We start from the raw sequence: 24,402 nt of genomic DNA, 5'->3' as shown, positions 1-24,402 counted from the left end.
ATGACCACCACGACGGGTTCCAACCCCTACAAGCAAGATGTCTTCGCCGCGCTCCGCGCCGTGCGCAAGCTGATGGCGGACGGCAACGACACCGAGCAGGTGTTCCGCATCATGCGCGCGCTCAACGGCCCGTCGATGCCGCGCAACTTCAGCCGCCTGCTGGCCACGCACGACGGGCGCCGCATGGTCTACCAGCGCGTCGAACTGGCCGAGCGCCTGTCCGATCCCGCTTACGTCGCCGGGTTCGCGCCGGGCACGGTCGGCGCGGCCTATCGCGCGTTCCTCGAACAGACCGGGTACAGCGCGGACGGACTGGCCAAGGTGTCGAACCTGGACCAGGAACCGGTGCTGGAAGATGCCTACCTGTGGTTCGGCCGGCGTACGCGCGACATCCACGATATCTGGCACGTGCTCACCGGCTACCGGGCCGACGAGAGCCTGGGCGAAGCCGCGCTGGTGGCGTTCAGCTATGCGCAGACCGGCGGCAAGGGCTGGGCCTTCATCGCCATCGCAGCGTCGCTGAAGAGCCTGCGCCTCACCGGCAGCCTGGCCTTTGCGCGCGCCGTGCTGGAAGGCTACCGTCTGGGCCGCCGCGCCAGCTGGCTGTTGGGCGAGGATTACGAGAAGCTGCTGCACGAACCGATCGACGCGGCGCGCGCGCGGCTCGGGATCGGCGCGCCGCGCCGCTACCTGGCCTGCAACCCGATGCAGCAATGGACCGCCTGATCGCGCGCCTGGCAAACCCCGAGCAAAAAAAAGCGACCCGCGCGGGTCGCTTTTTTTCTATTTGCCGGTACCGGGCGCGTTCAGACGATGCGGCAGGCTTCGTCGAACGACAGGCGCGGACCGCGCGGGAACAGTTTCTCGGCCACGCCATAGCCCAGGTTGCACAGGAAGTTGACCTGCCACTTGCCGTCCGGGAAGAACGCCGCGTTGACCTTGGCGGCATCGAAGCCGCCCATCGGGCCGCAGTCGAGGCCGAGCGCGCGGGCGGCCAGGATGAAGTAGCCGCCTTGCAGCGAGCTGTTCATCAGGGCGTCGCGGGCAATCTTCTCGTCGTTGCCGGCATACCACGAGCGGGCGTCGGCATGCGGGAACAGCTTGGGCAGCTGGTCGTGGAAGGCGGTGTCGAAGGCGATGATGGCGGTCACCGGCGCCGAGCGCGTCTTGTCGACGTTGCCGGCCGATACGCAGTCCACCAGGCGCGCCTTCTCGGCGGCGCTCTTGACGAACACGATGCGCGCGGGACTGCTGTTGGCAGCGGTCGGGCCGAACTTCATCGCTTCATAGATCTGGTGCAGCACGGCGTCGTCCACGTGGCGGTCCTGCCACACATTGTGCGTGCGGGCTTCGGTGAACAGCTGCGCCAGCGCGGCGGTATTGATCTGGGACATGCGCGTCCTTTCTGTACGGGAGGTGAAAGAAGGCGCGATTGTACCCAACGGCCGGCTTGCCTCACGACAGCGCCTTTGAGCAACCTGTTCAATTCCCTTGCATGTCGGCGCGCGCCGGCGCAGGTGCGCTGCCGCGGCGGGTCAGCCACAGCACCCCCGCCAGGATCAGGCCGCCGCCCACGGCCTGCGCCGCGCCGATCTGCTCGCCCAGCAGCAATGCCGCCAGCACCACGGTAACCACCGGCTCCAGCGTCGACAGCATCGACGCCTGCGCCGCGCCCAGCCGCTGCAGCCCGGCAAAGAACGTCAGGATCGCCAGCACCGTCGACAGCAGCGCGATTCCCGCCAGTGCCAGCCAGCCGCCGGCATCGGCCGGGAACTGCGGCGGCGTGCCCGCGCCGGCGCGCAGCATGCCGACGGTGCCGTAGACCAGCGCCGCCGTGGCGCAGATCACCGTGGTGGTGGCGATCGGGTTGACGCCGGCGGTGACGCGCGCGCCGACGATGATGTAGACGGAATAGATCACCGCCGCCGCCAGCCCCAGCGCGATCCCCAGCGGCGAACCGGCGCCGCCGCCCACCGTCAGCCCTGCACCCACCGAGCACAGCACCAGCGCCACCACCGCGGCGGTGGTCAGCCGCTCTTTCAGGAAGATGGCCGCCAGGATCGTCACGAACAGCGGATACAGGTACAGCAGCAGCGCGACCAGGCTCGCTTGCGCATGGTTGAGCGCACTGAAGAAGCAGAACGACTGGCCGACATAGCCGATGCCCCCCATCGCCGCCAGCGCCAGCACGCGGCGCCACGGCGGCAGCGCGATGCCGCGCGTGCGCATCACCCACGCCAGCGCCGCGGCCGCCAGCATGAAGCGCACCAGCAGCAGGCCGTACACGTCCGCACCGGCGGCGTAGGCGAAGCGCGCGAAGATTGCCATGGCCCCAAAGGCGCTGGCCGAGACCGCGATCAGCAGCACGCCGGCCAGCTTGTCGCGGGCATCGCTCGGGGCGGTAGGGGCGGAAGCGGGCATCAGGCAGGCAGGGAGTCGAGGATGCCGCATTTTACGCGGCGCCGGCGCAGCTGGCGGGCCAGCCCACATGGGCCGCCACCCTCGTTTACAATGGCGCCACCATGTTCAATCCCTCAAGAGAAGAAGTCCGCCGGTTCTTCTGCGATGCCTGGCAGAAGCAGATCGCAGGCGGCGTGCTGACCCCGCTGGAAGCCATCGCCGTCGACTGGATCGGCGAGCACCCCGAGTACCACGACCTGCTGCGCGACCCCGAAGGCGCGCTGGCGCAGGACTACACCCCCGAGAAAGGCCAGACCAATCCCTTCCTGCATCTGGCGATGCATCTGTCGATTTCGGAGCAGGTTTCGGTCGACCAGCCGCGCGGCATCCGCCAGGCCTACGAGGCGCTGGCGCGCCGGCTCGATTCCCCGCATGAAGCCCAGCACCAGGTGATGGAATGCCTGGGCGAAATGCTGTGGCAGGCGCAGCGCAGCGGCCAGCCCCCGGACGGCGACCGCTACGTCGACTGCGTCAGGCGCCGCGCCAGCCGCTGAAAGCCCCGCGGTACGCGCGAAAAGTGCAGCGTACAATTCCTCACAACCCCTGCGGGCGTGCGTGGTAGGCTTTGGGCTCCGAGTTTTCCCTAGTCGCGTTGCCATCACTTGGCAACGTCGCGCCTCTTCATGCCCCGTACTGCCCTTTTTCCGCGGCAGCGTCTGGCGCCAGCCAGCCGTGCCGTCGCCCCGCTCTGCCTGTCGCTGATGCTGGCCTGGCCGCTCGCCGGCCATGCCGGCGTGGCGCTGCTGCAGCCGCCGCGCGTGATCGACGGCAACCAGCCCCTGACGCTGACCCTGGTGGTGTCGGCCGATAACGCCACCCGCCGCTACCGTATTCCCGACACGCTCGAAGTGACCGCCTCCGGCGAAATGCAGGCGCCGGTGCGGCTGGTGCTGTGGCGCGAAGTCTCGGGCCCGGCCGTGGTCAACCTGCGCCGTGGCGAGCATCGCGCCATCCGCTACACCGTCGCCCTGCCCCCGGTCCTGCGCGGGCAGGTGCGCCTGGATGCCACCGGCATCGACGCCGCGCCGGTGATGGTCACGCTGAACCGGCTGCCGCAGCCGGGCGAGGCGGCCACGTCGGCGCCGCCGGTCGCCAGCCAGGCACCGGCTGCCGAAAGCGTGGAAGGCGCTCCCGTGCCGGTGACGCCGATCACCACGGCCGAGGCCGCGGCTCCCGCCCCGGCCGACCTGCGCGACAGCGCCCGGCTCTCGTTCCACGACCCGATGTACTTCATCGTCGGCGCGCACGGTGGCGCCAACGCCAAGTTCCAGTTCAGCTTCAAGTACCGCATCTTCGAGGGCGAGGACCCGGCTTCGAAGCGCCTGTTCGACAACCTCTACTTCAGCTATACCCAGTTCTCGTTGTGGGACTGGAGCGAAGAATCGGCGCCGTTCCGCGACACCAACTACCGGCCCAGCCTGTTCTACTATCTGTCGGACACGGGGGTGCGCAACAACGTCATCAGCCGGCTGTCGCTGGCCGCCGGCCTGGATCACGAATCCAACGGCCGCAGCGGCGCGGAGTCGCGCAGCGTCAATACGGTCTTCGTCAAGCCGACCTTCTATTTCGGCGACCAGAACGACTGGCACTGGCGCGTCGCGCCCAAGCTCTATGCCTATGTGGAAAAGGCCGACAACCCGGACATCGCCCATTACCGCGGCTTCATGGACCTGGGCATCGCCTATGGGCGGCCGGACTCATGGGAGTTCTCGGCAACGCTGCGCAAGGGCACGCGCAAGTGGTACGGCAGCGTCGACGCACAGCTGACCTATCCGATGGCGCGGCTGATCCCGGGCACGGCCGGCTACCTGATGGCGGGGTACTTCGTCGGCTACGGCGAGAGCCTGCTCGACTACAACCACAAGCTGCCGTGGCAATTCCGCATCGGCTACTCGCTGTCGCGCTGAAGCCGGGATTGCGCTAGCCGGCCAGCGGCTTGCCGCTGGCCTTCAGCCGTGCATTGGCCACGGCCGCGGCAAACTGCCCGTGGCCGTGCCAGCCGGTGGCCCGGCCGAGCTTCTTGCCGTTCTGGAAAAACATGAACACGGGGATGCCGTGCAGGCCGAAGCGCCGCCCCAGCGCCGGATGCGCATAGACGTTGGCGTGCAGCCAGTGCAGCTCCAGCGCGCGCACGGGCTCGGGATTGGCGAGCATGGCCTGCTTGGCCATTTCGCAGTTGAAGCAGTCCACGCCCCAGAAAAACACGCACACCAGGGCGTCGCCGGCCGCGGCAATGGCGGCATCGATGGTGGCGTCGTCGACCTCGCGCATCCCAAACGCGTCAAAGGCGCGCTGGTCGAGATGCGGGGCCGCGGACGGGTCCGGCGCGCCGGCTTGCGGTTCGGTGCTCATGGTTCGCTCCCAATGACGAACGCCCGGGCCGGCAGGCACCGGGCCCCAGGCCGGGACGACACGGCGCCCCGCCCGCCTGGAACCGGCGGCGTTTACTTCGGCGCCGCCACCGTGACCAGCGCCGGCCGCAGCACGCGGTCGGCGATGGTGTAGCCGCGCTGGAGCACGCTCACCACGGTATTGGGCTCCTGCTCCGCCGGCACCATCGAGATGGCCTGGTGGCGGTGCGGGTCGAACTTTTCGCCCACCGGATTGAGTTCGACGATCTTGCCGCGCTCGAAGGCGGTGGCCAGCTGGCGCGCGGTCAGCTCCACGCCTTCGCGCAGCTTGGCGATATCGCCGGAGCCGTCGGCCAGCGCGGCCTGCAGGCTGTCCATCACCGGCAGCAGGTTGTCGGCGAAGTTCTCGATGGCGAATTTGTGCGCCTTGGCGACATCTTCCTGCGCCCGGCGGCGGATGTTCTCGCCTTCGGCGACCGCGCGCATGTACAGGTCGTAGTGCTCGCTCGCCTTGGCTTCCAGCGCGGCCAATCGGGCCGCCACATCGTCCACTTCGGCAGTTCCCGGCGCGCCGGTCTCCGGGCTGGCGGTAGCGGCGCTCGCCGCCTCATCGCCCGCAGGCGTCGCAGTCTGGTTGGATGGCGTCTGCTTCTGGTCTTCCATGTCGATCCGTATCAATGCAGTGTCGCGGCCCGCCGTGGGCCAGGCCGCGGGTGGTAAATCGGCGTGTGTCCGATGCAGGTGGTGGCAGGTCGCCGCTTTTCAAGAGTGGCGCCGGCGCGACGCCGAAACACACGGTTACAAAGCGCAGCCCCATGCAATCGACGCCTTATTGCTTTGCGTCATCGCGCTCACTAAGATTCTTAGTAAGAAAAATGACAAAAATGTCGAGGGCGCAGGAGATGGTTCATTATTGTGCTGCTTCCGAAAGGTTGGCCATGCATAAGCTTCCAGTCGTGACGCTGTGCTTCGTGGCCGCGCTGGCGGTCATGACCGTCTTTATCTGCCTGTCCGGCGCCTTCACCCCGCGCGATACGGAGTATGGCAGCGGCAAGGCGGTGTTCAAGCACTACATCGTTCCCTTCGTCAGCCCGGACGTCGCGCAGGAATAAGCCCGGCTGACCCGCTCACCTTGCTGTCCGCAGCGCGGCGGCACCGGAAACGGTGCCGCCGCGCTGCCATGTCAGCCCTTGAAGTCATCGATGCGGCGGCGGTCGCGCTTGGTCGGGCGCCCCTGGATCTGGGCCGACGGCTCCGGCTGCAGGCGCCGGCGCTCCGCGTCGGCGACCCGGCGCGACTGGCTCTCGGCCCTCTCCTGATACAGCGTCTGCGCCACCGGCGCCGGCCCGCGCGCCGGGGCGATGCCTTTCACTTCAAGTTCCCAGCGCTGCTGGTGTGCTTCCAGCGCAACCTTGTCACCGGGCTTCACCTCGCGCGAGTTCTTGCACGGCTGGCCGTTGACCAGCACCTTGCCGCGCTCCACCGCTTCGGCCGCCAGCGAGCGCGTCTTGAAGAAGCGCGCGCACCACAGCCACTTGTCGATGCGCTGGCGCGCATCCGCGTCGAAATCCACGTTCATGCCGCCGCCCCCCGCGCCTGCGCACGCGTGCGCCGCGCCTCCAGTTCATGCGGATGCGGCGTGGCGAGCGGCCACCCCTGCAGGTGCTGCAGCGCGATCTCAGCCATGGCCGCGACCCACGGCGCGGCGTCGTTCATGCATGGAATGAAGTGAAATTCCTTGCCACCCGCGACCTTGAATTCAGTCTGGCCTTCCATGGCGATTTCTTCCAGCGTTTCGATGCAGTCCGCCGGGAAGCCCGGGCAGAATACGTCCACCCGCCCCGCGCCGACCTTTCCCAGCTCCGCCAGCGTCGGCGCCGTGTAGGGCTGCAGCCATTCGGCTTTGCCGAAGCGGGACTGGAACGTCACCTGATATTGCCCGGGTTGCAGGCCCAGCGCCTCGCCCAGCAAGCGCCCGGTCTTCAGGCATTCGCAGTGGTAAGGATCGCCCAGCTCCAGCGTGCGCCGGGGCACGCCGTGGAACGACAGGATCAGCTTGTCGCCCTGGCTGAAATCCGGCATGCCGTGCCGGCCCCAGTAAGCGCTGACCTGCTGCTGCAACGCCGAGATATACGCCGGATGGTCATGGAAATGCTTGACCAGGCGCAGCTCGGGCTGGTTGCGCCACTGGCCCAGCACCCGGAACACTTCGTCGAAGGCGGTGGCCGTGGTGGTGCCCGAGTACTGCGGATACATCGGCAGCACCAGAACCTGCTCGCAGCCCTGGCGGCGCAACGCTTCCATCACCGATGGGATCGAGGGGTTGCCGTAGCGCATCGCGCACGCCACCGTCACTTCGTGGCCGTTCTGGTGCAGCAGCCGCTGCAGCGCGTGGGCCTGCCGCTCGCTGTAGACCAGCAGCGGCGAGCCCGTCATATGGGCCTCGCGCAGCCAGATCGATTCGTACTTGAGCGCCGATGCGCGCGAACGCAGCGGCAGGATCACCCCGTACAGCAGCGGCAGCCACGCCGCACGCGGGATTTCCACCACGCGCGGGTCGGACAGGAATTCCTTCAGGTAGCGCCCCACCGCCTTGGGCGTGGGGGCGTCGGGGGTGCCCAGGTTGACCAGCACGATCGCCGTGCGCGGCGCCTGGCCGTGCTGGTAGGCCGGTTCGGGAGAAAACGTCATGTGGCTTCCGGGTAGGCACGATGCCTGGATGGCGCGGGCGCGGCGCACCGGCGCCGGCCATGCTCGCTGCGGATTGAGCCGCTGGCCAGACCTGCGCGCCGGACCACTAGTTCTGGCTCAGCGCGCTGGAGAGCAGCCGCGCGGTGATGTCGACGATCGGGATCACGCGTTCATAGGCCATGCGGGTGGGCCCGATCACGCCCAGCGTGCCGACGATCTGCCCGTCGACCTCATACGGCGCGGTGATGACCGCCATGTCTTCGATCGGCACCAGCCGGCTTTCGCCGCCGATAAAGATCTGCACGCCTTGCGCATGGCTGGACACGTCCAGCAACTGCAGCAGGCTGGTCTTGTGCTCGAACACGTCGAACAGGCGCCGCAGCTTGTCCATGCTCGAGGCCAGGTCGTCGACTTCGAGCAGCTTGCGCTCGCCGCTGATGTAGACGTGGTCGTCGTCCTCGTCCTCGGCGGTGCTGCCGGCCTCGACCGCGGCCTGCATCAGCTGCGACATGTCGCGGCGCAGGTCCTGCAGCTCCAGCCGCAGGTGGCTGCGCACGGTGTCGAAGCTCATGCCGGCATAGTGCGAGTTGAAGAAATTGGCTGCCTCGATCAGCTGGGCCGGCGTGTACGGCAGTTCGGTCTGGATGATGCGGTTCTGCACGTCGCCCTCGGGGCTGACGATGATCAGCAGGATGCGCTTCTCCGACAGCCGCATGAATTCGATCTGCCGGAACGCCTGCGCGCGGCGCGGCGTCATCACCACGCCGGCAAAGTGCGACAGGTTGGACAGCGTGCGCGCGGCCGCCGTGATCATGCGCTGCGGCCCCAGTTGCTGGCCACCCAGCTGGTCCTGGATCTGGCCGGTCAGCTCGGCCAGGTCGGCGTTGCGCTCGAGCGGCTTGGCGGTCAGCATCGAATCGACGAACAGCCGGTAGCCGCGCGGCGTCGGGATCCGGCCGGCCGACGTGTGCGGGCTGGAGATAAATCCCATTTCCTCCAGATCGGACATCACATTGCGGATCGTCGCCGGCGACAGGTCCAGCCCCGAGTACTTCGACAGGGTGCGGGAGCCGACCGGCTGACCTTCGGCAATGTAGCGCTCGATCAGGGTCTTGAGCAGCGTTTTGGAGCGTTCATCCATGATGCCCCGATTTTACGCAAGTTTTGGACCTTCTGGCGCCCGGGGCGGAAGGGCCGCCGGCGCCTGCTGACAACCGTCGCGGCGGTATGGTCTAATCCCGGCATGTCCGCCCCACCCAAAGCCAGCGCCGTGCGCACTCCATTCAAGACCGTCGCCCTGGTGGGCCGGTACTCCACCGCCGGCATCGAAGGGCCCCTGGAGGAGATCGCCTCCTACATCCTGCGCAACGGCCAGGACGTGGTGTTCGAGCGCGAGACCGCACTGGCCACCGGGCTGACCGCCTACCCCGCCCTGTCCGCCGAAGAGATCGGCCGCGAGGCCGACGTGGCCGTGGTGCTGGGCGGCGACGGCACGCTGCTGGGCCTTGCCCGCCAGCTCGCCGGGCACGACGTGCCCCTGATTGGCGTGAACCACGGGCGGCTCGGCTTCATGACCGATATTGCCCTGGAAGACGCGCACACGGTGCTGCCCGACATGCTGGACGGCCGCTACGAGTCAGAGACCCGGCTGCTGCTGGCGTCGCGGGTGGTGCGCGACGACATGGACATCTTCGCCGCGCTGGCGCTGAACGATGTGGTGGTGAACCGCTCCGGCATCTCCGGCATGGTCGAGCTGGCGGTTTCCGTGGACGGCCACTTCATGTACAACCAGCGCTCCGACGGCCTGATCGTGTCGACCGCCACGGGCTCGACCGCCTATGCGCTGTCGGCCGGCGGGCCGATCCTGCATCCTACGCTGTCGGGTGTAGTGCTGGTGCCGATCGCCCCGCACGCGCTGTCCAACCGGCCGATCGTGCTGCCGCACGACGCCGAGGTCACCATCGAGGTGGCCAGCGCGCGCGATGCCAGCGTCAACTTCGACATGCAGTCGCTGACCTCGCTGCTGCCGGGCGACCGCATCGTGGTGCGGCGCTCTGAAAAGACCATCAACCTGCTGCACCCGGTGGGCTACAACTACTACGCCACGCTGCGCAAGAAACTGCACTGGCACGAATACCCGTCCGAAGACAACCGCCTCTGAGCGCCATCCAGCCGCCCCTCAGCCCGAGCCCGAACTTCATCGGACCGACTACCCTTCCCGCCACGATGCTGCGCAGCCTGTCCATCCGTGATTTCGTCATCGTCGACACGCTCGACCTGGATTTCACCACCGGCTTTACCGTCTTCACCGGCGAGACCGGCGCCGGCAAGTCGATCCTCATCGACGCCCTGGCGCTGGTGCTGGGCGAACGCGCGGATGCCGGCGTGGTCCGCGAAGGCGCGCCGCGCGCCAGCGTCAGCGCCACCTTCTCGACCCATCCGGCGCTGGATGCGTGGCTGGCCGAGCGCGAGCTCAACAGCGAAGACGATGGCGGCGTGCCGACCGTGCTGCTGCGCCGTACCGTCGATGCCGGTGGTCGCAGCAAGGCCTTTATCAATGGCGCGGCCGCTACGCTGGCGCAACTGCGCGAAGTAGGCGACCAGCTGGTCGACATCCATGGCCAGCATGCGCACCAGCAACTGCTGCGTCCCGATGCGCAGCGGCTGCTGTTCGATGCCCACGCCGGCCTGACGCAGCAGGCCGCAGCGGTGGCCGAGGCCTGGCGCGCCTGGCGTGCCTGCGTGCGCCAGCGCGAAGCGGTGGAGCACCAGTCGCGCGAGATGCAGCTGGAACGCGAACGCCTCGAATGGCAGGTCGGCGAGCTGGACAAGCTCAACCCGCAGCCAGGCGAATGGGACGAGATCCAGTCGGAGTACAACCGGCTCTCGCACGCCGCCGGCCTGATCGACGGCAGCCGCGCCGCGCTCGACGCGCTGTCCGAGGCCGACGGTTCGGTGCTGTCGGCGCTCAACGGCATCGTGCACCGGCTGCAGCAGCTGGCCGATGTCGATCCCGCCCTGCGCGACGTGCTGGCCGCGCTCGAGCCGGCGCAGCTGCAGGCCGAGGAAGCCGCGCACTCGCTGACGCGCTATGTCGACCGGCTCGAACTCGACCCCGAGCGGCTGCAGGTGGTGGAAGAGCGCATGCAGGCGCTGCACGCCACCGCGCGCAAGTACCGCCTGCCGCCCGAGCAGTTGCCCGATGAACTGGTCGCGCGCCGCCAGCAGCTCGACGACCTGCAGGCCGCGCAGGACCTCAACAAGGTGATGGCGCGCGAGGCCGCGGCCAAGGCCGCCTACCTGACGCTGGCGCAGCATCTCAGCCAGGCCCGCACGATCGCCGCGCAGGCACTGTCCGGCGCGGTTACCGAAGCCATGCAGGGCTTGTCGATGGCGGGCGGCAGCTTTGTCGCGGCGCTCAATCCGCTCGACGAAGGCCAGAGCTACGGCCTCGAGCAGGTCGAGTTCCTGGTGGCCGGCCACGCCGGCGTCAGCGCGCGGCCGCTGGCCCGGGTGGCGTCCGGCGGCGAATTGGCGCGCATCAGCCTGGCGATCTCGGTGATCACCAGCGAAGCCTCACCCACGCCCACGCTAATCTTCGACGAGGTCGATACCGGCATCGGCGGCGCGGTGGCCGAGGTGGTGGGCCGGCGCCTGCAGGAACTGGGCCGCGCGCGCCAGGTGCTGTGCGTGACCCATCTGCCGCAGGTGGCGGCGCAGGCCGGCACGCACCTGCTGGTCAGCAAGGAAACCACGGCCGAGGCCGAAGCTTCGGTCACGCGGTCGCGCATTCGCGTGCTGGACCCGGCCGGGCGCGTGGTCGAGACCGCGCGCATGCTGGGCGGCGCCACCGTCACCGCCACCACGCTGCAACATGCGCAAGAGATGCTGGCGCAGGGCATGGCCGACAGCGGCACCAGCCAGCCCGCGCGCGCGGGCAAGGACGGCAAGCGCGGCCGCCGCGCCGCGGTTGGTTGAGCGGCGCGACCGATTGCAACCCATTGCGCCCGCTTGCGAGCCATCGCCCATTCCATACACTGACAGGAGTTTCCCCATGACCCGCCCAGCGCCGTCCGCCGGCCACCGGCCCCGCCTCTCGCTGCGCGCCGTGCTGGCCATTGCCACCGCCGCCTCGGCCGCCCTGCTGGCGCTGTCCGGCTGCCAGGCGCAGCCTAAGGCCTCGGCGCCGCCGCCGGGCAGCATCAGCGATGACCGGTCGCTCGGCGACATCATGGTCCGCTTCAAGCCGCCCGCGGTAGACCTGTCCGAAGATGCCGGCAAGCTGCTGGCCGAGATCAAGGGCCCGATCCGCTATGTGGTCAAGCGGCCGATGTCGGGCGGGGTCTGGCTGGTCACGGCGATTTCGCCGTCGGCGGATGCCACCCTCTACCAGGCCGTCGACACGCTGCGCGCCACGCCGCGCATCGAGACCGCCGAACCGGACCGGCTGCTCAAGCCCAGCCGCAATATTCCCCCCAGCCGTGATATGCCGGCGCGTTAGGACGGGTCTGAATCTGTACGGAATGCCGCATTAACGAACGCAGGCGATCCCGAAGCCGCCCTTGCACAACCCGGCGGGATCGTATTCGCTACATAAGATGCCCACGCGCCGGCCCCGCCAGTGCGCGCTACGCCCCAGGGAGGAGAAATCCATGCCGCAATCCGCGCTGCCCGTGTTCTGCCGCAACTTCGCGGCCCGCCGCTGGCGGGCCCTCGCCCTGGCCGCCGCAGCTGCCTGCGGCGCGGTCCCGACCAGCGCGGCACTCGCCGCCGGTGCGCAGTCTGCTCCGGCCTATACCGGCCACATCATCGTGCGCTGGCGCGACGGCACCACCGCAATCGATGGCAACGGCGCCACCAAATCGCCGGCTGCCGCCGAAGCCCTCAAGCAGCTCAGCGAACGCACCGGCATCGCCGTCACGGCACGCCGGGCCATGGGCGGCAACCTGCAACTGCTGCAAGTCCCCGACGCCTTTGCCGCCGACCCCGAAGCCGCGGCGGCGCGGCTGCGCCAGGACCCGCGCGTGGCCGATGCCGTGCCCGACCGCTGGCTGCGGCTGCACGACACCCTGCCCGACGACCCCGAGTTCCAGGTCAACCAGCCGTACCTGAAGGGCACCGGCACCGTCGTCGGCGGCGTCAACCTGCCGCGCGCGTGGGACCGCACGCGCGGCAGCAACGGCATGGTGGTGGCGGTGGTGGATACCGGCATCCTGCCTCACCCCGACCTGGCGGGACGGCTGCTGCCCGGCTTCGACTTCATCAGCACGGCCACGGTCTCCAACGACGGCGACGGCCGCGACGGCGATCCGACCGACACCGGCGACAACCTGCCCGCCGGCTTCACCTGCCCGGGCAGCACCACGCCCATTACCGATCCGACCAACAACAGCTGGCATGGCACGCGCGTGGCCGGCGTGCTGGGGGCGCAGACCAGCAACGCGCGCGACATCGCGGGCGTCGACTGGAATGCGCGCATCCTGCCGGTGCGGGTCTCGGGACGCTGCGGCGCCCTGCTGTCCGACACCGTCGACGGCATGCGCTGGGCCGGCGGCCTGCCGGTGCCGAACGTGCCGGACAACCCCACGCCGGCGCGCGTAGTCAATATCAGCCTGGGCGGCGGCACTTGCAGCAGCATCGAGCAGCAGGCGGTCAACGACCTGAATGCGCGCGGCGTGGTGGTGGTGGCCGCGGCCGGCAACAACCGCGGCGCCGTCGAAGCGCCGGCCGACTGCAGCGGCGTGATCGCGGTCACCGCGCACGCCAACGACGGCGAGAACGCCAGCTATGCCAATGTCGGACCGCAGGTCGCGCTCAGCGCGCCGGGCGGAGGCTGCGGCAACTCGCAGGTGGTGGAAGGCCGCTGCACGGTGACGCCGTCGGTAATCCGCACGCTGAGCAACGACGGCAAGACCGCGCTCGGCAACTACGTGGTGACGTCGTCCGCGGGCACCAGCTTCGCCGCGCCGATGGTCTCGGGGGTGGTGTCGATGATGTTCACGCTCAATGGCGCGCTGACGCCGGCGCAGGTCACGGCGGCGCTGAAGAGCTCGGCGCGTCCGCATCCGTCCGGCACGTTCTGCACGACCAATCCGGGCGTGTGCGGCGCAGGCCTGCTCGATGCCGACGGTGCGCTGGTAGCGGCGCTGGCGACGCCGCCGGCGGAGGCCGCGCCGGCGCCGGCCTCGAGCAGCGGTGGCGGCGGTGGCGCGGTGCCCCTCTGGGCCGCGATGCTGCTCGCACTGTCCGGCCTGCTGGGCTTCGCGCTGCGGCGCCGCTTCTAGCAGCGCGCCGGGCGGCTCAGGCGGCGGCGCCGTTGCTGGGCGCCGGCCTTCGGGCCAGCCACCATTCCTGCAACACCCAGCACAGCAAGCCGGCCACGGCGCCGGCCGCGTGCGCCGCCCGCACCACGCCAAAGCCCCAGGCCGGATCGAATACCACCGGCGCCAGCCACGACTGTTCCACCCAGACCTTGGCCAGCACGCCCAGGCACAACAGCACCCCCGTGGCGCGCGCGAGTCCCGGCGCGCGCAGCAACCCCAGGGATCCCCACAAGGCCAGCCCGTGCAGCGCGCCCGAGAGCCCGCCGTACCAGGCAACCGCCGGCACGCGCAGCAGCGCCACCTGCACCGCGATGCCGCACGTCACCAGCACCAGCAACAGGCTGCGCACCCGCGCCACGCGCGCGCAGATCGCCAGCACGCCGGTGGCGGCGAGCATGTCGGCCAGCCAGTGATGGCCATCCAGGTGCACCCACATCGCCGTGGCCAGGCGCCACCACTGCCCGTCCACGCGCACCGCGTCGCGCAGGTACAGGCCGTGCGCGTGCCACGCGGGGATGAAGGTGAAGGCCGCGGACAGACCCCACACCAGCACCATCGCCGCCAGCAGTCCCGGCCACGTTGCGCCGGCCGTTGCCGGCTGGCCTGCTGCCTCAGTCCTCACCGAACACGGCGCGCCACAGCGTGCGTACCGATGCGGTCTGCGCCGCCATCGCTGCCGGCGCCACGCGCGCATGGGCCTGGCCATCGAGGCGCAGCTGGTGCTGGCGCGCACGGAACAGCCGGTAGGCGTCGCCCACCGCCAGCGCCAGCTTGGCATCGATCAGGCCCAGCTCGCCGGCTTCGCGCAGCAGCGCGATATTGCCTGCGTTGCGCGTCAGCTGCGGATGGGCGCGGCTGTGCAGCAGTACCAGGTACTGCACTGTGAATTCGATGTCGACCATGCCGCCGCGGTCGTGTTTCAGGTCGAACAGGTCGGTCGGGTTGGGATGGCCTTCGGCCACCTTGCGGCGCATCTGCGCGATCTCGCCGCGCAGCGCCGCGGCGTCGCGCTGCTGGCACAGCACCTCGGCGCGCAGCGCCTCGAAGCGCTCGCCGATGGCGGCATCGCCCGCGCAGAAGCGCGCGCGCGTCAGCGCCTGGTGTTCCCAGACCCAGGCGGTGTTGTCGCCCTCGCGCAGCTGGTAGCGGCGGAACGCGTCGAAGCTGGTCACCAGCAGGCCGGCCGCGCCATTGGGCCGCAGCCGCGTATCGACGTCGAACAGCGCGCCGGCCGCGGTATGGCTGGTGAGCCAGGTGATCAGGCGGCGCGCATAGGCGGCATAGACCTCGGGCGCGCGCTCGTGTTCGTCGTCGTACAGGAAGATGATGTCCAGATCCGACGCATAGCCCAGCTCCTTGCCGCCCAGCCGGCCGTACGCGATCACGGCGAAGCGCGGCACCTCGCGGTGGCGCGTGGCCAGCTGGCGCCAGACCGTCGCCAGCGTCGCCTCGAGCATGGCATCGGCAAGGTCCGACAGGCGGTCGGCCACCTGCTCCACCGTCAGCATGCCCTGCAGGTCCTGCAACAGCACGCGGAAGGTCTCGACATGGTGTTCGCGCCGCAGGATGTCCATCTGCTGCTCGACCTGGCCCTCGGCGGCGAGCAGTCGTTCATGCAGGCGCTTGCGGAACGCGGCCCAGTCGGGCGCACCGGCCAGCGCGTCGCTGTCGAGCAGTTCGTCCAGCAGTTGCGGATGGCGCGTCAGGTAGGCCGCGGCCCAGCGCGAGGCATGTAGGGTCTGCGCGACGCGATCCATCGCCTGCGGGTATTCGGACAGCAGCGACAGGTAGGAGGCGCGCCGGCTGATCGCTTCGAGGAAATCGATGAAGCGTCCGATGGTGCTGTCAGGGTCGTCCTGGCGCGCGGCCAGGTCGAGCGCGCGGTTGACCAGCTGGTCGAAGCGCGCGCGGCTGGATTCGGACAGCGCGCGATAGCGCAGCGACGCAGCAATCGCACGCAGCCGGTCCAGCAGCGCATTGCAGTCGGTAAAGCCGGCCGCCTGCAGCCGCTGGCACGGCACGGCGCTGTCGGCTTCGCTGTGCGACGGGTCTTGCCGCGGATTGTCCTGCGCGCGCGCGGCGCTGTCGTCCATGACGAGGTCCGGCCACAGGGCCTCGCATGGGCCGGCGTCCGGGTTGGAGAAGGTGGCTTCGAACTGCTGCGCGACCGGTTCCTGCAGTTCGGCAAGCCGCGCCAGCAATGCTGGCCAGTCGGCACAGCCCATCATCTGCGCGACCGCCAGCTGCTCGTCGGCGGAAGTCGGCAGGTGGTGGGTCTGGGCGTCATCGCGGTATTGCAGCCGGTGTTCGAGCTGGCGCAGGAAGCGGTAGGCATCGCCCAGCTGCGCGGCCTGGCCGGCGGGCAGCAGGCCGCGTTCGACCGCCACCGCCAGCACTTCCAGCGTCGGCCGGAGGCGCAGCGCGGGATCCTGTCCGCCGCGGATCAGCTGGAACACCTGCGCCATGAATTCGATCTCGCGGATGCCGCCGCGGCCCAGCTTGATATTGAACGAGCGCTGGTTGACACCATGCCCGGCCAGCCCGCCGCTGCGCTTGGCGGCCTCGCTGCGGATCTGCGCATGCAGCGAGCGGATCGCCGCGATCACGCCGTAGTCCAGGTAGCGCCGGAACACGAACGGCGTCGTGAGCCGCGCCAGCAGGCCGGCGGTACGCTGCGCATGGGGCGAGTCCAGCGCGGATACCACGCGCCCCTTGATCCAGGCATAGCGTTCCCACTCGCGGCCCTGCACCACCAGGTATTCCTCGAGCATGCCCAGGCTGCAGGCCAGCGGACCGGCATCGCCATTGGGGCGCAGCCGCATGTCGACGCGGAACACATAGCCGTCGGCGGTCACGTCGGCGAGCAGGTTGATGAGCCGGCGGCCCAGGCGGATGAAGTACTCGTGGTTGGACAGGCTGCGTGGCCCGCCCTCGGTGTCGCCGTCCTCGTCGTAGAGAAAGATCAGGTCGATATCGGACGAGACATTGAGCTCGCGCCCGCCCAGCTTGCCCATGCCCACCACCACCAGTTCCTGCACCTCGCCGCTGTGGGCGCCGACGGGGCGGCCGAAGGTGGCGGCAAGATCGTCGCCCAGCACCGCCAGGCCATGCTGGATCGCCAGTTCGGCCAGGTCGGTCATCGCGCCCGTGACCTCGCCCAGCGTGGCCAGGCCGCGCAGGTCGCGCTCGATCACCGCGCACATGACCTCGGCGCGCAGACGGCGCAGCGCGCGCTTGGCGGCGTCTTCGGCGTCGGCCGAAGGCGCGTGCAGCGCCTGCAGCCGCGCTGCCATCCAGGCGCGCGTGAGCGGCCGCGCCACCGCGGCGGCGAGGATTTCCGGCAGGTCGGGGCGGGCCTGCAGCACGCGCCGCACGTAGTGCGAGTACGCGGCCGAGTACAATACGTCGCCGCCTGTCCGGGTGCCTTCGGCGCCCGGCTGCAGTGCCTGCGCCGCGGTGACGGCAAAGGCGCCGGCAGCCATGGTACCGGGGCCCTGCCCCGGTGCGACGGACGCCGCTTGGGCGGGTTCCGGGGTGGCGCGCGCGCCATGTTGGTCGGCAGCGTCGCCAGCGGCGGAACTCGTCGGATCAGAGGCAGTCATTCCAGTATTTGAAATGCGAGAAAAGGTGCGGCCAGGGGTACCCCGCGGCTGCGCCCCGCTGCTCGCGCTGCGGACGTGCCATCGCCCCCCGCGGTGCGCGCAGCTTGCGCGTTCTTGTTTCAGCCGGCCGGGCACCAGATTGGAGAGCGGCTAGTATTGTCGGATAATCTGCGCATGTCCAGCCGCGCCCCACAACCCGCTGACGGTTCTCCCCCCAATGGCGGCGCGGGCGGGCACGAGGCCGCCACCACGCTGCCCACACTGCCTGCCGCGCGGCCCGGCAGTCCCCCTGGCATTGAAGCCCCCGGCGCCTCGCCCCAGGCCTCCGGCTGGACCCGCGCCCGGGGGCTGGCCCGCGCCGGTGCCCGGACCGCCGCGGCGGCCGTGCGCCATCCGTTCTGGCGCAGCCTGGGGCGCGCCCTGCTGCGTCTGGCATTGGTGCTGGCCATGCTGGCGCTGGCGGCGGGCCTGCTGATCCGCTTTGTACTGTGGCCGCAGGCATCCGCCGCGCGCGAGTGGCTGGAACAGCGCGGCGCGCAGGCGCTCTCGGCCCAGGTCAGGATCGCTTCGCTCGATACGTATTGGGACGGCTGGCATCCCGCCTTCCGCGCCCGCGGCCTGAGCGCGGTGGACGCCCAGCAGCGCGTGCTGCTGTCGGCCGCCACGCTGGACGGCAAGCTGGCGTGGCGTTCGCTGGTCAGCATGAACCTGCAATTTGTCAGCCTGAGCGCTAGCGGCACCGACATCCTGGTGCGCCGTACCCCCGAGGGCCGCCTGCTGGTCGGCGGCATGGTGGTCGACGCCACCGGCGGCCAGCAGGACGACGACCGCTTCCTGGGCTGGCTGATGTCGCAGGGACGCGTGGCGCTGTCCGACGGCAAGCTGCGCTGGCTCGACGAGAAGGCAGGCCTGCCCCGGCTCGACATCGGCGAAATCCGCCTAGACACCCGCCGCGACGGCGCACGCCACACCTTCCACCTCGAAGCGCGCTCGCCGGCACTGGGCCCGCGCCCGCTGGAGGTGCGCTCCACCTTCCGCGACGACTACCTGCACAGCGCCGGCAACTGGCGCCACTGGACCGGCCAGGCCACCTGGGACCTCAGCCAGTTGCAGCTGCCGGTGCTGCAGCGCTACCTGGCGATGTTCGAGCGGGTCGCCAGCGGCACCTTCAGCACCGACGGCAGCATTGAATTCCGCCAGGGGCGCATCGTGCGCAGCCAGACCCGGCTGCGTGCCAGCGGCGTCGACCTGCAACTGGCCGGCGCCGAGGCGCCGCTGCGGCTGGCCAATGCACAGGCCCTGCTGCTGCACCGGACCGAGCGCGACGGCAGCAACCTGCTGACCGTCGACACGCTGCTGTGGCAGCCGCTGCAGGCCCAACAGCCCGCGGTGCCCGATCACAGCAATGCACCCCCCGTGGCCGACGGCAGCTGGCGCGAAGGCATGCGCAAGGTCGCCATCGGCTGGGCCCGGGCCAGGGACGGCACCCTGAACCAGTTTTCGCTGAAGGCGCCCTCGCTGGACCTGAACACGGTCCGTGCGCTGGCCACCTCGATGCCGCTGGACACCGCGGTGCTGCGCCGCCTGCGCGCGCTGCAGCCGGCCGGCCACCTCGACAACCTCAACGTCAACTGGACCCGCGCGCGCGCCGGCATGCTCGAGCGCGGCGGCGGCAAGCCGCACTACAGCATCCAGGGCACGCTGCGCGATGTCTCCGTCAACGGCCAGCCCGCCGTGCCGGCGCTGGACGGCGCCGGCCACCCGCGCCTGGGCACGCCGGGCTTCTCGCATTTGTCCGGCACCTTTGCCTTCGACGACCAGCAGGGCACTGCGCGCTTCGAGGGCAACGACGCGGCGCTGGTGCTGCCGGGGCTGTTCGAAGACCCGCGCCTGTCGTTCGACCAGATCGGCGGCGAGGTGCGCTGGCAACACCGCAACGGCAAGCTCGCGGTGACGCTGGACAGCGTGCGCTTTGCCAATGCCGACGCGGCCGGCTCGGTGCGCGGCAGCTGGCGGGAAGGCGGCGATGGTGTCTCGGGCATTGCCGACCTGGCTGGCGAGATGACCCGCGCCAAAGTGGCGCGCGTGCCGCGCTACCTGCCGCTGAGCATTCCCGCCGGCACCCGCCACTACCTGGCCGGCGCGCTCGCGGGCGGCGAAGCCGCGGGGGTCAGCTTCGTGCTGCGCGGCGATCTGGCCCACTTCCCGTTCCAGGCGCCGCACGAGAAGGCCGGCGAGTTCCGCGTCGAGGTGCCGATCGAACACGTCAGCTACCAGATCGCCCCGCATGACTCCACCCAAACCCCGCACGAGCCGGCCCCCGGCACCGCGGGCGGCGCATCGCCATGGCCGGTGTTCACCGAGATCGCCGGACGCGTGGTGTTCGACCGCGCCGGCATGACCTTCCTGGCGCGCCGGGCCACGGTGCAGGACATTGCCGGCGTCACGCTGCAAGAGGTCAGCGGCCGCATCGACGACCTGAGCCCGCGCGGCAAGCTGGCCATCGACGGCAGCGCCGCGGGCCCGGTGCAAGGCTTCGTGCGCTACATCAACGCCTCGCCGGTGCGCGAATGGACGGGACACGTGGCCGACGCGGCCAAGGCCAGCGGCCACGGCGAACTGAAGCTCAGCCTCGAGATGCCGCTGGAGCACGCCGACGCGGCCCGGGTCGATGGCCGCTTCCGCTTTCCTGGCAACGATGTCGTGCTCAGCCCGCAACTGCCCGCGCTGGGCAATGCCAGCGGCGTCATCACCTTCAACGAGCATGGCTTCGGGCTGGAGAACCTGCGCGCCCGCTTGCTTGGCGGCGAGGTGCGCCTGGGCGGCGGCACGCAGCCGGACGGCACCACACGCGTGAGCGCCAGCGGCCAGGCCTCGGGCACCGGGCTGCGCGAGGCCGCGGCGGGCACGGCGCTGGCGCCCCTGGCAGCGCGGATGGAAGGCAGCACCGGCTACAGCGCGGTGGTCGCCGTGCGCGAGCGCCAGGTGCAGGTCCAGCTGAACACGGAGCTCAACGGCATGGCGCTGCAGCTGCCGGCGCCGCTGGCCAAGGCCGCCGCACCGGCACTGCCGCTGCGCGTGGAGCTGCGTCCGGCCACGCATGCGTCCAATGCCGCCGGCGCTGCCCGTGCCGGCACCGACGAGCTGTCGGTGCAGCTGGGCAATGTGCTCAATGCACGCTACCTGCTGCGCCGCGACAGCGGCAGCAACGGCTTCGAAGTGCTGGCGGGCGGCATCGGCGTGCAGCAGGCGGCGCCACTGCCAGCCGCCGGCGTCAGCGCCGCGGCCACCGTCGACCAGCTCGATATCGATGCCTGGCGCGCAGCCTTCGCCGGTGGCAACGCCGGCAGCGGCAGCAGCGCCGTTGCCGGCGCCGGCGAGCCGCCCTCGCCGTTCCTGCCGAGCCGCATCGCGCTGCGTGCGCGCACGCTGCACGGCATGGGCCGCACGCTGGACGAGGTCTCGCTCGATGCCAGCCGCGAAGCCGACGGCTGGAACGCCCGGGTCGACTCGCGCCAGATTGCCGGCGCGGTGCAGTGGCGCCACGGCGGGCCGTCGGCCGCCGGCTCGCTGCGGCTGCGCCTGGCGCGCCTGAACGTGCCCGATGCCAACGACGAGCACAACGTGGTCGATGCCCTGGCCAGCAGCATCGACGCCTTGCCCGCGATCGACCTGGTCGCCGACCAGTTCATGCTGCGCGGCCACGACTTCGGCAAGCTCGAGGTCAACGCGCATACGGATCTCGGCGCGGGCGGCGCCGATCCGGTCTGGACCCTGGACAAGCTGCAGATCGAACAGCCCGGCGCCACCCTGACCGGCAACGGCAGCTGGCGCGTGCCGCGCCGCCTGCGCGCCGACGCCAGTGCCGAGCGCCGCACGCTGCTGTCCTTCGCCATCGATGTGCGCGATGCCGGCGCCACGCTGGACCGGCTCGGGCTGCCGCATACGCTCAGCGACGGCAAGGGCAAGCTCGAGGGCCGCGTGGCGTGGCGCGGCTCGCCGCTGTCGATCGACTACCCGACGCTGACCGGCAAGCTGTCGCTGGACCTGGAGAATGGCCAGATCCTCAGCGTCGAGCCGGGCGCGGCGCGCCTGCTGGGCGTGCTCAGCCTGCAGGGCCTGCTGCGCTTTGCCACGCTGGACTTCCGCACGCTGTCGGGGCGCGGGCTGCTGTTCGACCGCATCGCCGGCAGCGGCACCATCGAAAACGGGGTCGGCACGATCCAGGACTTCCATCTGCGCAGCCCGCAGATCATTGCCAGCATGAGCGGCAGCGCCAACCTGCTGCGCGAGACGCAGGACCTGCACGTGGCAGTGGTGCCGCGCATCAACGCCACCACCACCTCGATCGCCGCGGCCTTCATCAACCCGGCGCTGGGCATCGGCACGCTCGCCGCGCAACTGCTGTTCGCCGACGAGTTCTCCAAGATGTTCACCCAGCACTACCGGATCTCGGGCAGCTGGGCCAACCCACAGGTCGGCAAAGTGGAGGACAATAAGGCGCAAGGCCCGACCTTCCAGAACCGCGCGGACCCGGCCTTCCCGCGCTAGAAGAAGATGCCGCCCCCATGACCCCAGCCAGCCCTGCCCCGTTCCGCGTTGCCGCGGTCCAGACCGTGACCGGCACCTCGCTCGACGCCAACCTGGCGCGCGCCGAAGCGCGCATTGCCGAGGCCGCCGCCGGCGGTGCCGAACTGGTGCTGCTGCCCGAGTACTTCTGCATGATGGGCCGCGCCGAATCCGACAAGGTCGCCGTGCGCGAGCACGATGGCGACGGCCCGGTACAGCAGTTCCTGGCCGACGCGGCGCGCCGCCATGGCATCTGGCTGGTCGGCGGCACGCTGCCGATGTGGTGCGACGACCCGCAGCGCGTGTACAACACTTCGCTCGCCTTCAACCCGCACGGCGAGCGCGTGGCGCGCTACGACAAGATCCACCTGTTCGGCTTCACCCGCGGCACCGAAAGCTACGACGAGTCGCGCACCATCCTGGCCGGGCGCACCCCCGTCAGCTTCGATGCGCCATGCGGCCGCGTGGCGATGTCGGTGTGCTACGACCTGCGCTTTCCCGAGCTGTACCGCGGCCTTGCCGCGGATGGCGGCACCAGCCTGATCCTGATGCCGGCCGCCTTCACCTACACCACCGGGCAGGCCCACTGGGAAATCCTGCTGCGCGCCCGCGCCATCGAGAACCAGTGCTATGTGCTGGCCGCGGCGCAGGGCGGCAAGCACGAGAACGGCCGGCGCACCTGGGGCCATTCGATGCTGGTGGACCCGTGGGGCGAAGTGCTGGCGATGCTGCCCGAAGGCGAAGGCGTGGTCGGCGGCGTGATCGACCCGGCGCGGCTCGAGGAAGTCCGGCAGAACCTGCCGGCACTGCGGCACCGGGTGCTGTAGCATGTACGCAAGCGCGGGGGTCCAGGATGGCCCTCGCCCACAGGATAGTTTGGCGCGCCGCCCCCCCGGCGCGTCCCAAGGAAGAAAGGACCTCTCATGAACGCCGGCGATCTCGGAATCCGCAACCTGGCCACCGCGCAGCAACTGCTGCTGGCGCCGTACGGCCTGGACGAAGCCAGGCTCCAGCGCGTGCTGGCCGATATCTTCACGCACAAGGTCGACTACGCCGACCTGTACTTCCAGTACACCCGCAACGAGGCCTGGAGCCTCGAAGAAGGCATCGTCAAGTCGGGCAGCTTCAGCATCGACCAGGGCGTGGGCGTGCGCGCGGTCTCGGGCGACCGCACCGCCTTTGCCTATTCGGACGACATCAGCCTGGCGGCGCTGTCGCAGGCGGCCGCGGCCACGCGTACCATCGGCCGCGCCGGCAGCGGCCGGGTCCAGGTGGCCGGCGAGCTGGCCACGCACGCGGGGCGCAACCTGTATGCGCCCAACGACCCGCTCGATTCGATGAGCGCGGCCGAGAAGGTGGCGCTGCTGGAGCGCATCGAACGGATGGCGCGCGCCAAGGATTCGCGCGTGGTCCAGGTCATGGCAGGCCTGGCCGGCGAGTACGACGTGGTGCTGGTGGCGCGCAGCGACGGCGTGATCGCCGCCGACGTGCGCCCGCTGGTGCGGGTCTCGGTCACGGTGATCGCCGAACAGGGCGGGCGACGCGAGATTGGCTCGTCGGGCGGTGGCGGCCGCTATGCCTACGGCTATTTCACCGACGACCTGCTGCAGCAATACGTGGATGAAGCCGTGTCGTCGGCGCTGGTCAACCTGGATGCGCGCCCGGCCCCGGCCGGCGCGATGACCGTGGTGCTGGGCCCGGGCTGGCCCGGCGTGCTGCTGCACGAAGCGGTCGGCCACGGGCTGGAAGGCGACTTCAACCGCAAGGGCTCGTCGGCGTTTGCCGGCCGCATGGGCGAACGCGTCGCGGCAAAGGGCGTGACCGTGGTCGACGACGGCACGCTGGCCAACCGCCGCGGCTCGCTCAACCTGGACGACGAAGGCAACCCGACCCAGTGCACCACGCTGATCGAGGATGGCATCCTGCGCGGCTATATCCAGGACACGCTCAACGCGCGCCTGATGAAGATGCCGGTCACCGGCAACGCGCGCCGCGAAAGCTATGCCGCGCTGCCGATGCCGCGCATGACCAACACCTACATGCTCAACGGCGACAAGGACCCACAGGAGATCATCGCCAGCGTCAAGAAAGGCCTGTACGCGGTCAACTTCGGCGGCGGCCAGGTGGACATCACCAATGGCAGGTTCGTGTTCTCGGCCAGCGAGGCCTACATGATCGAGGACGGGAAGATCACGTACCCGGTCAAGGGCGCGACGCTGGTCGGCAACGGCCCGGAATCGCTCAAGGACGTAACCATGATCGGCAACGACATGCGCCTCGACTCGGGCGTCGGCGTGTGCGGCAAGGAAGGCCAGAGCGTGCCGGTGGGCGTGGGGCAGCCGACGCTGCGCATCGAGAACATGACGGTGGGCGGGACTGCCTGAGGCCAGGCAAGCAAGACGGCCA

General features: G+C 70.1%; 20 protein-coding genes. 11 read left to right on the top strand and 9 right to left on the bottom strand.

The window, feature by feature from the left end:
• Positions 1-726: a Coq4 family protein gene (locus ACOCMH_RS21860; protein ID WP_427312975.1), complete on the top strand. Its 726-nt coding sequence runs from the start codon at positions 1-3 to the stop codon at positions 724-726.
• Positions 727-806: 80 nt separating this feature from the next.
• Here ACOCMH_RS21860 and ACOCMH_RS21855 read toward each other — a convergent pair whose 3' ends face one another.
• Both ACOCMH_RS21855 and ACOCMH_RS21850 read right to left on the bottom strand, forming a co-directional pair.
• On the bottom strand, positions 807-1,394 hold the full coding sequence (locus ACOCMH_RS21855) for a malonic semialdehyde reductase (protein ID WP_427312974.1): 588 nt from the start codon (positions 1,392-1,394) through the stop codon (positions 807-809).
• A gap of 88 nt (positions 1,395-1,482) precedes the next feature.
• The gene (locus ACOCMH_RS21850; protein ID WP_427312973.1) at positions 1,483-2,421 is read right to left on the bottom strand and encodes a DMT family transporter; all 939 of its coding nucleotides are present in this window, start codon (positions 2,419-2,421) and stop codon (positions 1,483-1,485) included.
• A gap of 101 nt (positions 2,422-2,522) precedes the next feature.
• On the opposite strand from ACOCMH_RS21850, the gene ACOCMH_RS21845 reads away from it, so the two are divergent.
• A complete protein-coding gene (locus ACOCMH_RS21845; protein ID WP_427312972.1) occupies positions 2,523-2,954 on the top strand; it encodes a DUF1841 family protein in 432 nt (143 codons plus the stop codon).
• 129 nt (positions 2,955-3,083) lie between these two features.
• Positions 3,084-4,367, top strand: a complete 1,284-nt coding sequence (locus tag ACOCMH_RS21840) for a phospholipase A (RefSeq protein ID WP_427312971.1) — start codon at positions 3,084-3,086, stop codon at positions 4,365-4,367.
• Positions 4,368-4,380: 13 nt separating this feature from the next.
• Here ACOCMH_RS21840 and ACOCMH_RS21835 read toward each other — a convergent pair whose 3' ends face one another.
• Both ACOCMH_RS21835 and grpE read right to left on the bottom strand, forming a co-directional pair.
• Positions 4,381-4,812 carry a thioredoxin family protein gene (locus tag ACOCMH_RS21835; RefSeq protein ID WP_427312970.1) on the bottom strand — a complete coding sequence of 144 codons (432 nt, stop codon included), beginning with the start codon at positions 4,810-4,812 and terminating at the stop codon, positions 4,381-4,383.
• Positions 4,813-4,904: 92 nt separating this feature from the next.
• Positions 4,905-5,474, bottom strand: coding sequence for a nucleotide exchange factor GrpE (grpE, locus tag ACOCMH_RS21830; RefSeq protein WP_427312969.1), 570 nt, complete (start codon positions 5,472-5,474; stop codon positions 4,905-4,907).
• Positions 5,475-5,749: 275 nt separating this feature from the next.
• Between grpE and ACOCMH_RS21825 the strand changes: the two genes are divergently transcribed.
• Positions 5,750-5,923: a hypothetical protein gene (locus ACOCMH_RS21825; protein WP_427312968.1), complete on the top strand. Its 174-nt coding sequence runs from the start codon at positions 5,750-5,752 to the stop codon at positions 5,921-5,923.
• Positions 5,924-5,994: 71 nt separating this feature from the next.
• On the opposite strand, the gene ACOCMH_RS21820 is transcribed toward ACOCMH_RS21825, so the two are convergent.
• From ACOCMH_RS21820 to hrcA, 3 genes are all read right to left on the bottom strand, one after another.
• Positions 5,995-6,390: an RNA-binding S4 domain-containing protein gene (locus tag ACOCMH_RS21820; RefSeq protein WP_427312967.1), complete on the bottom strand. Its 396-nt coding sequence runs from the start codon at positions 6,388-6,390 to the stop codon at positions 5,995-5,997.
• Complete coding sequence (gene hemH / locus ACOCMH_RS21815; RefSeq protein WP_427312966.1) at positions 6,387-7,502, bottom strand: ferrochelatase; 1,116 nt, start codon at positions 7,500-7,502, stop codon at positions 6,387-6,389. The genes ACOCMH_RS21820 and hemH overlap by 4 nt, the downstream gene beginning before the upstream one ends.
• Positions 7,503-7,608: 106 nt before the next feature.
• The gene (gene hrcA / locus ACOCMH_RS21810; RefSeq protein ID WP_171517605.1) at positions 7,609-8,643 is read right to left on the bottom strand and encodes a heat-inducible transcriptional repressor HrcA; all 1,035 of its coding nucleotides are present in this window, start codon (positions 8,641-8,643) and stop codon (positions 7,609-7,611) included.
• A 102-nt stretch (positions 8,644-8,745) separates the two neighbouring features.
• On the opposite strand from hrcA, the gene ACOCMH_RS21805 reads away from it, so the two are divergent.
• From ACOCMH_RS21805 to mprA, 4 genes are all read left to right on the top strand, one after another.
• Positions 8,746-9,663: an NAD kinase gene (locus ACOCMH_RS21805; RefSeq protein ID WP_427312965.1), complete on the top strand. Its 918-nt coding sequence runs from the start codon at positions 8,746-8,748 to the stop codon at positions 9,661-9,663.
• 65 nt (positions 9,664-9,728) lie between these two features.
• A complete protein-coding gene (gene recN, locus ACOCMH_RS21800; protein WP_427312964.1) occupies positions 9,729-11,480 on the top strand; it encodes a DNA repair protein RecN in 1,752 nt (583 codons plus the stop codon).
• A gap of 76 nt (positions 11,481-11,556) precedes the next feature.
• Positions 11,557-12,003: a hypothetical protein gene (locus ACOCMH_RS21795; protein WP_427312963.1), complete on the top strand. Its 447-nt coding sequence runs from the start codon at positions 11,557-11,559 to the stop codon at positions 12,001-12,003.
• A gap of 151 nt (positions 12,004-12,154) precedes the next feature.
• On the top strand, positions 12,155-13,786 hold the full coding sequence (gene mprA / locus ACOCMH_RS21790; RefSeq protein ID WP_427312962.1) for an MprA protease, GlyGly-CTERM protein-sorting domain-containing form: 1,632 nt from the start codon (positions 12,155-12,157) through the stop codon (positions 13,784-13,786).
• 16 nt (positions 13,787-13,802) lie between these two features.
• Here mprA and rrtA read toward each other — a convergent pair whose 3' ends face one another.
• Together rrtA and glnE are read right to left on the bottom strand one after the other, a co-directional pair.
• Positions 13,803-14,447: a rhombosortase gene (gene rrtA, locus ACOCMH_RS21785; protein WP_427312961.1), complete on the bottom strand. Its 645-nt coding sequence runs from the start codon at positions 14,445-14,447 to the stop codon at positions 13,803-13,805.
• The gene (gene glnE / locus ACOCMH_RS21780; protein WP_427312960.1) at positions 14,437-17,427 is read right to left on the bottom strand and encodes a bifunctional [glutamate--ammonia ligase]-adenylyl-L-tyrosine phosphorylase/[glutamate--ammonia-ligase] adenylyltransferase; all 2,991 of its coding nucleotides are present in this window, start codon (positions 17,425-17,427) and stop codon (positions 14,437-14,439) included. Before glnE ends, rrtA begins: the two co-directional genes overlap by 11 nt.
• Positions 17,428-17,601: 174 nt before the next feature.
• Between glnE and ACOCMH_RS21775 the strand changes: the two genes are divergently transcribed.
• From ACOCMH_RS21775 to tldD, 3 genes are all read left to right on the top strand, one after another.
• Entirely contained in the window at positions 17,602-21,978 is a 4,377-nt protein-coding gene (locus ACOCMH_RS21775; protein ID WP_427312959.1) for a YhdP family protein, read from the top strand.
• Positions 21,979-21,995: 17 nt separating this feature from the next.
• Positions 21,996-22,823 carry a carbon-nitrogen hydrolase family protein gene (locus ACOCMH_RS21770; RefSeq protein WP_427312958.1) on the top strand — a complete coding sequence of 276 codons (828 nt, stop codon included), beginning with the start codon at positions 21,996-21,998 and terminating at the stop codon, positions 22,821-22,823.
• A gap of 96 nt (positions 22,824-22,919) precedes the next feature.
• On the top strand, positions 22,920-24,380 hold the full coding sequence (tldD, locus tag ACOCMH_RS21765) for a metalloprotease TldD (protein WP_427312957.1): 1,461 nt from the start codon (positions 22,920-22,922) through the stop codon (positions 24,378-24,380).
• Positions 24,381-24,402: the final 22 nt, after the last annotated feature.

Source organism: Cupriavidus sp. H39 (assembly GCF_050271075.1).
Taxonomy (GTDB): Bacteria; Pseudomonadota; Gammaproteobacteria; order Burkholderiales; family Burkholderiaceae; genus Cupriavidus; species Cupriavidus necator_B.
Note: the sequence above shows the minus strand (reverse complement) of the source record. Positions and strands in the feature narration are given on the sequence as shown.

Coding starts and splice junctions, on each gene's coding strand:
- ACOCMH_RS21860 (WP_427312975.1), top strand. CDS start 1: ATGACCACCACGACGGGTTCCAACCCCTACAAGCAAGATGTCTTCGCC.
- ACOCMH_RS21820 (WP_427312967.1), bottom strand. CDS start 6,390: ATGAACGTGGATTTCGACGCGGATGCGCGCCAGCGCATCGACAAGTGG.
- ACOCMH_RS21770 (WP_427312958.1), top strand. CDS start 21,996: ATGACCCCAGCCAGCCCTGCCCCGTTCCGCGTTGCCGCGGTCCAGACC.
- ACOCMH_RS21845 (WP_427312972.1), top strand. CDS start 2,523: ATGTTCAATCCCTCAAGAGAAGAAGTCCGCCGGTTCTTCTGCGATGCC.
- ACOCMH_RS21775 (WP_427312959.1), top strand. CDS start 17,602: ATGTCCAGCCGCGCCCCACAACCCGCTGACGGTTCTCCCCCCAATGGC.
- hemH (WP_427312966.1), bottom strand. CDS start 7,502: ATGACGTTTTCTCCCGAACCGGCCTACCAGCACGGCCAGGCGCCGCGC.
- mprA (WP_427312962.1), top strand. CDS start 12,155: ATGCCGCAATCCGCGCTGCCCGTGTTCTGCCGCAACTTCGCGGCCCGC.
- recN (WP_427312964.1), top strand. CDS start 9,729: ATGCTGCGCAGCCTGTCCATCCGTGATTTCGTCATCGTCGACACGCTC.
- ACOCMH_RS21805 (WP_427312965.1), top strand. CDS start 8,746: ATGTCCGCCCCACCCAAAGCCAGCGCCGTGCGCACTCCATTCAAGACC.
- hrcA (WP_171517605.1), bottom strand. CDS start 8,643: ATGGATGAACGCTCCAAAACGCTGCTCAAGACCCTGATCGAGCGCTAC.
- glnE (WP_427312960.1), bottom strand. CDS start 17,427: ATGACTGCCTCTGATCCGACGAGTTCCGCCGCTGGCGACGCTGCCGAC.
- grpE (WP_427312969.1), bottom strand. CDS start 5,474: ATGGAAGACCAGAAGCAGACGCCATCCAACCAGACTGCGACGCCTGCG.
- ACOCMH_RS21795 (WP_427312963.1), top strand. CDS start 11,557: ATGACCCGCCCAGCGCCGTCCGCCGGCCACCGGCCCCGCCTCTCGCTG.
- ACOCMH_RS21855 (WP_427312974.1), bottom strand. CDS start 1,394: ATGTCCCAGATCAATACCGCCGCGCTGGCGCAGCTGTTCACCGAAGCC.
- ACOCMH_RS21825 (WP_427312968.1), top strand. CDS start 5,750: ATGCATAAGCTTCCAGTCGTGACGCTGTGCTTCGTGGCCGCGCTGGCG.
- ACOCMH_RS21835 (WP_427312970.1), bottom strand. CDS start 4,812: ATGAGCACCGAACCGCAAGCCGGCGCGCCGGACCCGTCCGCGGCCCCG.
- ACOCMH_RS21850 (WP_427312973.1), bottom strand. CDS start 2,421: ATGCCCGCTTCCGCCCCTACCGCCCCGAGCGATGCCCGCGACAAGCTG.
- tldD (WP_427312957.1), top strand. CDS start 22,920: ATGAACGCCGGCGATCTCGGAATCCGCAACCTGGCCACCGCGCAGCAA.
- ACOCMH_RS21840 (WP_427312971.1), top strand. CDS start 3,084: ATGCCCCGTACTGCCCTTTTTCCGCGGCAGCGTCTGGCGCCAGCCAGC.